This window comes from Deltaproteobacteria bacterium (assembly GCA_013151235.1).
Taxonomy (GTDB): Bacteria; CG2-30-53-67; CG2-30-53-67; order CG2-30-53-67; family CG2-30-53-67; genus JAADIO01.
Map to the genome: position 1 here is coordinate 1 of JAADIO010000066.1, position 5,926 is coordinate 5,926.

At 61.4% G+C, this 5,926-nt stretch carries 8 protein-coding genes; all 8 read right to left on the reverse strand.

Going from position 1 to position 5,926, the window contains the following annotated elements:
* On the reverse strand, positions 1–750 hold a 750-nt coding region (cbiE, locus tag GXP58_11730; GenBank protein NOY54263.1), incomplete at its 3' end, for a precorrin-6y C5,15-methyltransferase (decarboxylating) subunit CbiE.
* A gap of 73 nt (positions 751–823) precedes the next feature.
* Positions 824–1,951: a cobalt-precorrin-5B (C(1))-methyltransferase gene (locus GXP58_11735; GenBank protein NOY54264.1), complete on the reverse strand. Its 1,128-nt coding sequence runs from the start codon at positions 1,949–1,951 to the stop codon at positions 824–826.
* Positions 1,951–2,838: an ATP-binding cassette domain-containing protein gene (locus GXP58_11740; GenBank protein NOY54265.1), complete on the reverse strand. Its 888-nt coding sequence runs from the start codon at positions 2,836–2,838 to the stop codon at positions 1,951–1,953. Before GXP58_11740 ends, GXP58_11735 begins: the two co-directional genes overlap by 1 nt.
* A gap of 2 nt (positions 2,839–2,840) precedes the next feature.
* On the reverse strand, positions 2,841–3,605 hold the full coding sequence (gene cbiQ / locus GXP58_11745; protein NOY54266.1) for a cobalt ECF transporter T component CbiQ: 765 nt from the start codon (positions 3,603–3,605) through the stop codon (positions 2,841–2,843).
* On the reverse strand, positions 3,598–3,879 hold the full coding sequence (locus tag GXP58_11750; GenBank protein NOY54267.1) for a cobalt transporter: 282 nt from the start codon (positions 3,877–3,879) through the stop codon (positions 3,598–3,600). Before GXP58_11750 ends, cbiQ begins: the two co-directional genes overlap by 8 nt.
* A gap of 53 nt (positions 3,880–3,932) precedes the next feature.
* Positions 3,933–4,682 carry an energy-coupling factor ABC transporter permease gene (locus tag GXP58_11755; protein ID NOY54268.1) on the reverse strand — a complete coding sequence of 250 codons (750 nt, stop codon included), beginning with the start codon at positions 4,680–4,682 and terminating at the stop codon, positions 3,933–3,935.
* On the reverse strand, positions 4,679–5,323 hold the full coding sequence (locus GXP58_11760) for a precorrin-8X methylmutase (protein ID NOY54269.1): 645 nt from the start codon (positions 5,321–5,323) through the stop codon (positions 4,679–4,681). Before GXP58_11760 ends, GXP58_11755 begins: the two co-directional genes overlap by 4 nt.
* Positions 5,320–5,712 (reverse strand): sirohydrochlorin cobaltochelatase, encoded by a 393-nt coding sequence (locus tag GXP58_11765; protein ID NOY54270.1) that lies wholly within the window; start codon positions 5,710–5,712, stop codon positions 5,320–5,322. The genes GXP58_11760 and GXP58_11765 overlap by 4 nt, the downstream gene beginning before the upstream one ends.
* Positions 5,713–5,926 lie beyond the last annotated feature (214 nt).

The window sequence follows — 5,926 nt, forward strand, 5'->3', positions numbered from 1 at the left end:
CGCCCCGGGGACCATCTGCAACTTCATCAGGGTTACCGCCCGGACCTCGTCCTTCGTGATCATCCCCCTATCGTGAGCCAGGGAATGACCGGCCGGTCCCAGCGACGGTTCCGGCGCCCCGTTTACAATTACCATGACATTGAGACCGGGAAAGCGTCTCCGTTCAATCTCGGAGAGCCTGCCGGCAACAACCTTCTCATCCCGGCCGCCAAGCCTGCAGCAGACCCAGGCCCGGCAATCATCCAGTCCGGCTTTCAGCAGGAGCCTCGCAATCCGCCCCGGGTGATTCTCCGGGCCGGTGAGCAGCCCGACCTTCCCGTGACGCCGGACGGCATCGACCACGGGACCGACCTCCCGTCCGTGAAGGGAAAGGAAGAAGGCGTCGTCCCAGGCCAGCCCGGTCCGGGCGAAGGCAATCTGCATGGAGCTGACATGGGGATGGACCTCAAGCTCACCTTCGGCGAACTCTTGTCTCAGGAATCGTGCTATCCCGAAGAAGTTGGGATCCCCCGAGGCCAAGACAACAACCTTCTTTCCCGCCTCCCGGGCGCGGGAAATCTTTCCGGGAAGGGATTTCAGGCGCCCATCAATGGCCAGCCTTGCGGCCGGAATCTTCCGGAACCCTTCCAGGACCTTGCTTCCCCCCACCAGGAGGTCGGCCTTCTGCACCCGATCCAGCATCGCCGGTCCGAGACTTTCAGGACCTTCCAGCCCCACGCCGATGATAAGGACCGGGTCTCTTTCGGTCATCTTGGGTTCCCTGTTCACGGCCGTTGTTTTTCCTCAATCACTTCATGTTCTTCATGGTGCAATGCTCTTCGCCTTAGACCTTCCCTCTGCTCCATTTGCGTACCTGCAGAACTTCACCACGGTAATCAACGAGAACCGCTTCCACCCCGATCTTCCCTTCGCCATATTTTTTCAGCGATTCCAGGGCCCGGTGGAGGATCTCACGATACAGGGGTGAATCACCGGGGAGAAATCCGGCCACCTCCCTGACGGTGTTGGCCTTCCGGATCTTCGTCACGGTCTTATCGTCCATTCCCAGGATCTGCGCCCATGAAGCAAACTGATCGAAGTCGATCTGTGACGCCAGGTGGTGGGTCTCGGGAAACCCCATGGCGATCTTGACCATCTTCCCCGGCATGGCGACAACGATCACCTTTGCAACACCCTTCGCCGCGCACCTTCTCACCGAAGATTCAACGTAGTCCCCCATCTGGATGAAGGCCTCTTCCGGAAGTTCCGGATAAAGACGCCCGGCTGCCTTTTCACTCGACCGGCCCGGCGTCAGGACAACGGTCTCACAGCCGCAGGCCAGGGCCACGTCAACCTGCACGGCAATGGTCTCTTCCCATGCCCTGGTGGAGATCGGCTCCACAATCCCCGTGGTGCCGAGGATAGAGATCCCGTCTACAATCCCGAGGCGCGGGTTCAGGGTCCTCTCCGCCAGGCTTTCCCCCTCCGGAACCTCGATGGTCACCTCAAAGGCTTTTCCGTTACTGACCCCGGCAAAGTTGATGAGGACATCGCTCACCTCGGTCTCGATCATCGAGCGGGGGACGGGGTTGATGGCCGGGTTCCCCACCGTCACGGGAAGGCCCGGCTTTGTCACCTGCCCCACTCCCTCGCCGCCGACGATGGAAAGATCGAATCCTTCCTCTTTCCCCTCGACCGGTCTCATCGTGATCTTCCCAACGATCGCTGCCCCGTTCGTAACATCCGGGTCGTCTCCGCCATCCTTGACGACGACGCAGGCGGCGGAATCCTCCGTGCGGGAGAGGAGCTTTGCAGGGAGGACCACCGGAGTACCGCCGGGGAGGGTGATCCCGATCCGGTGAATCTCCACCCCCGTCATCAGGGCCAGGGCCGCGCCCTTGGCGGCCGCCGCGGCACAGCTTCCCGTCGTGTATCCCCGCCGGAGCGGTTTTCGTGCCTCTTCTTCATTCATCAAAGAGAACCTCCCGCGGTTTTTTCAAGGTTCGCCGACGACTCTCCGAGGAGCCCGGAGGGTACAAGCTTCACGATCTCCCGCCGGGCCTCCCCGATGGTCAGGGGGATCTTCTTTAGCGGAAAACGGTCCTGCTCCTTGAGGGCCTCCATCAGCTCGGCGATATGGGGCAGATGGAGACGGCACCGTTCCATCTCCGACGAGGAGAGCAACGCCTCCGAAGGCGATCCTTCCCGGACGATCCGGCCCCGGCTCATGATCACGATCCGGCCGATATAGAGGGGAACGAGGTCGACGGCGTGGGTGGCGACGATCAGGGTCAGGCCGGTTTCACGGTTGAGCCTTTGGAGAAGGGTCATGATCGAGCGGACCCCCATCGGGTCCAGCCCGGAGGTCGGCTCGTCGAGGATCAGGACCTTCGGCTCCATGGCGAGGACCCCGGCGATCCCGACCCGCTGCCGCTGGCCATGGGAGAGCGCCGCAACGGGACGCCCGCGGTGAGCCGTCATCTCCACCCGCTCGAGCGCCCGGGACACACGCCTCTCCACGGTATCCTCCGGCAGGCCGAGGTTCCGGGGGCCGTAGGCCACATCCTCCTCCACGGTCAGCGAGAAGACCTGGTCGTTCGGATCCTGGAAAACGAATCCCGTTGTCGAAAAAATCTCCCGCTCCGGATACTCCTCCACCCGACGCCCCTCGAGACGTACCTCGCCGGCGGTGGGCCGGAGCAGGCCGTTCAACTGTTTGAGCAAGGTCGTCTTGCCGCAGCCGTTGGCGCCGAGGACCGCCACCACGTCCCCCTTCCGGATGGTCAGGTTGATCTCCTTCAGGACCTTCGTCCCGTCGGGGTAGGTGAAAGAGAGCCTTTCCAGTCGGTAGAGTTCCATTCTCACCTCAGCAGAAAGAAGAGAAAGAACAGGAGGCACATCCCCATAAGCTGCGGCATCAGGCGCTCCGTCTCCATGTCACGAACCTGCGTTCCCGCCCCCTCACCTCCCCGGCAGCGCATCGATTCCGTCAATCGTTCCGCCCGGTCGTAGGCCCGGATGAAGAGGATCCCCCCGAGAACCGAGGCGGAACGAAGAGCCTCCCGCTTCGAAGCGTAACCGAGGCGGACCCTCTGAGCCTCCCGGATCCTCCCTCCTTCTTCAAAGAGAAGGAAGATATAACGGAACATGAGGAGCCCCACCTCGATCAGGGTCTCGGGACAGCGGAACCACCGGATCGCCTCGAGCAGACGGTGCGAAGGGGTAGTCCGTGTTACAAGCCGGATTAGGGAAACACCCGACAGGACCTGCAGAGCGATCACCCCGCCGCGGCGGAGCCCCTTCAGCGTTGCGACAAGATGGATCCCGGCCAGGGTCACATCGAAGATGTGATGTACCCCTCCCATCCAAAAGAGCTGCGTTCCAAGGACCATGAGAGCGACCCCTGAAGGAACAAGAAACAGGCGCAGCAGGGCACCCGGCCGGATGCCCGAAGCGGCAAGGAGCCCGACGGCCGAGATAAGAAGCGCCGAGGGAAGGAGCAGGCTCCGGGCGAAAAGATTCAGGATCAGGAACCCGCAGAGGGCAAAGATCTTGACCCTGGGATCCACACCGTCCAGGAAGAAAGATCCTTTCCCCTCATTTATGATCACCCTCACGTCATGCACGGGTGGTCTCTCCCTCTTCCGCCCCGTTCTCATTCTCACGGAAGAACCTGCGCCAGTTATAGCCTGCGATAAATCCGCCCACAGACCCCGCGAGGGTAAAGACAAAGAGAAGCATGTCTCCCTTGTCCGTGTTGATGTAGGGGGCGCGGCCGGGACGGCCGTATTCCCTCGCATAGTGCTCCACCACCGTCTCATCCACACCCGACCAGTTCGCGGCGAAGACCGGGGTTACGATCCCCATCCACAGGAAAGTCAGCAACAACCATATCACAATACGTTTCACGGCTATACTCCTTAATTAAAATCTGTTCAAACCGTTCAAGCCGTTCAAGCTGTTTGAACCGTTTGAACAGCCTTGACGATCCCCATCCGGACGAGGATCTCCGGCCTGTGCCGGTGGACGTACCGGACCAACCCTCCCGTCATCACCCCTTCCAGGACGGCCAACGGCCCCTGCGTCGGCATGAAGGCGACGAAGATCTTCGTGATCACCTCCATCACGGGATGCGCCCCGTGCAGGGCCAGCCCCAGTTCCACCGATGTGGTCAGATAGGTGAAGAGATCCGCCGCAACCCCTGCGGCGAAGCCTGCCGCGAAAAGGGAGAGTCCCATTTTTCTGCTCCCCCTGAAGAAGAACCACCCGGCGAAGGAGCCCACGACCCCCATGGAGAGTACGTTTGCCCCGAAGGTGGTAATCCCCCCGTGCGCCATGAAGAGGGCCTGGATCAGCAGTCCCACCGATGCGACAAGGACGCTCGCGAAGGGGCCGAGGAGGATTGCGCTCATCCCGGTCCCCGCCGGATGGGAACAGGTTCCGGCGATCGGCACCGGGATGGGAAAACAGGAGAGGACAAAGACCGCGCTCCCTGCAATCCCGAGCAGGGGGAGATACCCCGGGACATCCCTCTTCCGCTGCTGAACCTGGCGGATCCCGAAAAAGATGAAAACCACCGCCACGGCCCACCAGAGTCCCGCCCAGGAAGGCGGAAGGATCCCCTCTGAGATGTGCATCGCGTAGGCAGGCGCCGGGAGAAAAACCAGAGACACCGCCAGAACTTTCGTGGAAAACCCTTTCATACCTTTTTCCTCCTTTCCTGCAGGACAAGACGGATCATGGCGTTGACCAGCGCCACGGCAACGGGGGTTCCTCCCTTCCGCCCTTCGTTGGTAATACAGGTCAGACCGCTTTGCCGCAAATCCCTCTTCGATTCAGCGGCATCGACGAAACCCACGGGAACGCCGATGACCAGCTTGGGCTGAATCCCCTCCTCATGATGGAGACGAAGGATCTCCCGCAAGGCCGTGGGGGCGTTCCCGATCACCACGAGTGCACCCTCCAGCATGGGGCCGAAGGAACGGACCGCGGCAGCGGAACGGGTGATCCCGGACCTCCCGGCAAGATCTATTATCCCCGGATCGCCGATCCGGCAGCAAATCTCACTTCCCCCGATGCGGGACAGCCCGGCACGGCTGATCCCGGACGCCGCCATATGGATGTCGGTGATGACCGGTGCGCCCTCCCCGATCGCCGCCATCCCGGACCGGACCGCATCCGGCGAAAACCGGAGGGAGCGCCCCAGTTCAAAGTCGGCGGTGGCATGGATCACCCGCCGGACCAGTGGAAATTCCAGCGCAGGGAAAGGGTGTTCTCCCAACTCCTCTTCCACGATACGGAAACTTTCCGCCTCGATCGCCGCACCCTTTGACGCCGACATCATGATATTTCCCCCTCCATCCCGGCCTCCCTCATCTCCCGGAAGCGGTTCAGCACAATCCGCGCAAGGAGCGGATCCCCGCCCAACTGATCCCCCAACAGGATCTCCACCTGAGGATACTTCTCCCGGCAGGACTCAACCACCGCCGGGATGTCTTCCCGGATATGGACCCCCATGTGAAGAAAATAGGGGATCATGAGAACCCGCTCCGCCCCCTGTTCGACACAGCGGTCGAAGGCCTCTTCGATCGTGGGAGAATTCAACTGCAGGAACCCGCACTCCACGATCGGCACCTCCCCCGCCTCCCGGATCCCGGCGGCAACGGAAAACATCCCGGCATTGGCTTCCTCCGCCCGGCTTCCATGACCGATCATCAGCAGCGCTTCCGTCATGTGAATGAACTCCTTTCTGTGATGCTCAGTTTTTCCGGTGGGGTAAGCCCCACCCTACATATTTAATTTTGATGGTGTCGTAAAAAGTCACGAAACCCTTCGACCCTTCAGCCGGCTCAGGACGAACGGTGTAAGTGATTGATATTCCGTTCGTGTGGTTCGGCAAGTTTAATGGACCGTTCGTGGTGAGCCTGTCGAACCATGAACGGAATCC

Coding starts and splice junctions, on each gene's coding strand:
- GXP58_11740 (NOY54265.1), bottom strand. CDS start 2,838: ATGGAACTCTACCGACTGGAAAGGCTCTCTTTCACCTACCCCGACGGG.
- GXP58_11760 (NOY54269.1), bottom strand. CDS start 5,323: ATGATGTCGGCGTCAAAGGGTGCGGCGATCGAGGCGGAAAGTTTCCGT.
- GXP58_11755 (NOY54268.1), bottom strand. CDS start 4,682: ATGAAAGGGTTTTCCACGAAAGTTCTGGCGGTGTCTCTGGTTTTTCTC.
- GXP58_11765 (NOY54270.1), bottom strand. CDS start 5,712: ATGACGGAAGCGCTGCTGATGATCGGTCATGGAAGCCGGGCGGAGGAA.
- GXP58_11735 (NOY54264.1), bottom strand. CDS start 1,951: ATGAATGAAGAAGAGGCACGAAAACCGCTCCGGCGGGGATACACGACG.